This is a genomic window from Bifidobacterium sp. ESL0745 (assembly GCF_029433335.1).
Classification (GTDB): Bacteria; Actinomycetota; Actinomycetes; order Actinomycetales; family Bifidobacteriaceae; genus Bifidobacterium.
The window spans coordinates 1-2,672 of sequence record NZ_JAQTHX010000007.1; the positions used below are offsets into that span (position 1 = coordinate 1).

A 2,672-nucleotide genomic window follows, 5' to 3' on the forward strand; every position below is an offset into this window, starting at 1 on the left:
CTGGCAATCAAAAAAAGCTTTACAAATAAAAAGTAGTACAGACACACTCTTGAGTTCTCAAACCACCACCACACCAATGATTTCAACCAATCTCAGGGATTTGTTGTCGCCATCAGGCAGCAAGTAGATAACTTACACTGGGTTGCCCCTATATGCAAGTTCTGTTTGAACGAATGGTCAATATTCCTTGAAATTTCAACGTTTCTTCGGCGTGTCGGAATTGATACCATTTTTCGCTGCAACCTTGATTTATCGATCAAATTGGCTAATCTACTTTAGAAAAAACTGAATCTTTTTATATTTCGGCGTGTCTTAAGTACATGCAGATCCGAATACATACTGAGATTACCTTTATCCGCTATCAGTCCTTTGCTCCATTGCTTTTCAATAACAGTTCGTATACAAATCATTCATGCTGCTTACAAGTTCAATGCTCATCTTTGTTGTCACTGATATTTCATATAGCAATTCACTAGTGAGCCACAAACAAATTCATTCGTCATTTGAATAGCTGATCATGACTCCCCACGCGGATAAACACTGCTGCCCCATCCGCCGTCTGCCATATCAGCAATCTGTCGGCGCTATTGCCGATATGGCATTCCAAGACTCCCGACCAATCTCCCGTCAGATAGTGAGCGCGATGACGACGTCTCAACACAGCTTTGGAATCATTGGTGTTCTCCAGAACCAGTCTGATGACCTTTTTCATTTCGGAGACAACTGCATCTTCGTGTTTGCGTTGCATCCGCTTGACATCTCTAGCGAATGCGGAAGTGTAGTGAGCGGTTAACATCTATATCTTCCCTTTACGTTTCGCAAAGATTCAGATTCCAAGGGACTTGAACATTGCGTCTGGGCTCGTGTACCCCTCATCCTGAGAACGTAACAACTGATCGGCTTCGTGGACGGCATCGACCGTTTTCTTATTGGGGGAATCATGGCTCAGGTTAAGAGGGATCGCCTGTTCACGAATCATCTGCTTATAAAATGCCCTGGTTACCGAAGACAGGTCAAAACCAAATTCCTCCGCCAATGCCGATGCCAGCTTCTTTGTCTGTTCATCGACGCGAACCGTAACAGTTGCCATCTCAATCACCTCTTACTGCCATTGATGTATTTCTTATTATAGAACACTGTCGTACGTTGTTCATACAATGCTCTATCAATGAAATCAGATAGGCCAGCCAGTCAAGATAGGCCGCTGAAGCCAAACCAAATTCGGCAATACCAAGAGTTGCACGATTCCTAAACCGATGTGTGTATTAATATCTTTAAAACGAAGTGATCCAACTCAATTTTTGATTAATGAGAATATTGGCAGCTACTAAGTATCGAACGGTTATTCCGGCCACCGATAGAAATCCGATAATGGACATTATGTTCGATTGCCTTCGGGTCAGCTCTAATTATGACTTCTTAATTGAACTTTCTGAAAATAACTTTATTCGTAACCCAAAGCATCAACCACTATGATGATGAAAACGAGTCCTTATTAAAACCGGCGACGCCGATTCAAACTACATTTACGCATCAACTGAAACTTCAACGGTAAAGCTTCAACCGAAATGTAGAGTAACAAAATTCTAAATTCACTACAAAACCCGTTCAAAGGAAACTTGACCGAGTTATTTTAAGTTTTTTGTTTTCTTTCTTCTTTTATTCGTAATGACTCCAGGCGGCATAAATCGTGACGGTTTGTGTGTCGTCATTGATGTCATAAACCACGCGATGTTGGCTGTTGATCCTGCGTGAGTACAACCCCCTGCTGGCCAGCTGCAATTTTTCGAATGATTGGGTCAGTTGGTACGGGTCAGACTTCAGATCCGCCACTACTTGCATGAACGGTTGCTTCAGATGTGAACGCTTGAGCTTTTTAAGATCGGACTTGGCCGAGTTTTTGATGATGACGCGATAGGTCACAGCGTATCCCAATCAATATCATCAATATCTGTGCTCCCGCTCTCATCGGCACGACGCTTTTCAGCCGTGGCAAGTGCGCCTGTATTTTCCAGGTACAGCGTTTCCATAATCGAGTTCCAATCTGCGCGATTGACGACTACAGCTTCTTCGTCCTTGCTGCCTCGGGCAGGGGAAATCACCACAGGTTTGCGCTGGACATTGACATCCTTGAGAATCTGGTACAGGTTCTTCCTTGCAGCCGTCGGTGTATATGTATCCACAATCCGCCACCTTCCATGGGTTTCTTATTCACTATTAACGTACGTTATTTAGGTACGTTAATTCTTGAGTGTAACATATTCAGTACAAATACAAAGCAATGTTGCTGGTTGAAAAAAGGAAAGGCCACAATGTCAAAGAAGAAGTTGGAAAATTTGGAAGAGGCTTTGACGGTATCGCAAAATCTCAATGTGAATACTCCTCACACACATGCCTACATCGCAGGTTTGTTGAATGAGATACACAGATATCAGGATGGCGATGAAGATTTGGAAAACACCGTGGAGCAAGCGGTTTTGGATACGGTCTCGATCATAGAATTCTTTGAAACTCGACTTACGGTTTTGGAAAACGGGAAGCCGACATCAGAGTGGTAATCGGCATGTGCTGAGGGAACGGAATTCAGGATCTTAGGTCCGGGGTGTCCGGCTTGATCCGGGTCCGGTGTTTGTGTTGTGGTGGCTGAAGCTGTTTCATGCCGCCGTCATCGT

5 protein-coding genes are annotated in these 2,672 nt (G+C 43.8%); 1 reads left to right on the top strand and 4 read right to left on the bottom strand.

The genetic code is table 11. The features are described 5' to 3' along the window. Window positions 1–499 precede the first annotated feature (499 nt). From PT275_RS09130 to PT275_RS09145, 4 genes are all read right to left on the bottom strand, one after another. Window positions 500–796: a type II toxin-antitoxin system YafQ family toxin gene (locus PT275_RS09130; protein ID WP_277154081.1), complete on the bottom strand. Its 297-nt coding sequence runs from the start codon at window positions 794–796 to the stop codon at window positions 500–502. 30 nt (window positions 797–826) lie between these two features. Beyond that, the gene (locus tag PT275_RS09135; protein ID WP_277154082.1) at window positions 827–1,090 is read right to left on the bottom strand and encodes a type II toxin-antitoxin system RelB/DinJ family antitoxin; all 264 of its coding nucleotides are present in this window, start codon (window positions 1,088–1,090) and stop codon (window positions 827–829) included. 569 nt (window positions 1,091–1,659) lie between these two features. Continuing rightward, window positions 1,660–1,923 carry a Txe/YoeB family addiction module toxin gene (locus PT275_RS09140; protein WP_277154083.1) on the bottom strand — a complete coding sequence of 88 codons (264 nt, stop codon included), beginning with the start codon at window positions 1,921–1,923 and terminating at the stop codon, window positions 1,660–1,662. Further along, window positions 1,920–2,183 carry a type II toxin-antitoxin system Phd/YefM family antitoxin gene (locus PT275_RS09145; protein WP_277154084.1) on the bottom strand — a complete coding sequence of 88 codons (264 nt, stop codon included), beginning with the start codon at window positions 2,181–2,183 and terminating at the stop codon, window positions 1,920–1,922. Before PT275_RS09145 ends, PT275_RS09140 begins: the two co-directional genes overlap by 4 nt. Window positions 2,184–2,312: 129 nt before the next feature. Between PT275_RS09145 and PT275_RS09150 the strand changes: the two genes are divergently transcribed. Continuing rightward, on the top strand, window positions 2,313–2,558 hold the full coding sequence (locus PT275_RS09150) for a hypothetical protein (protein ID WP_277154085.1): 246 nt from the start codon (window positions 2,313–2,315) through the stop codon (window positions 2,556–2,558). The last annotated feature ends 114 nt before the right edge of the window (window positions 2,559–2,672 follow it).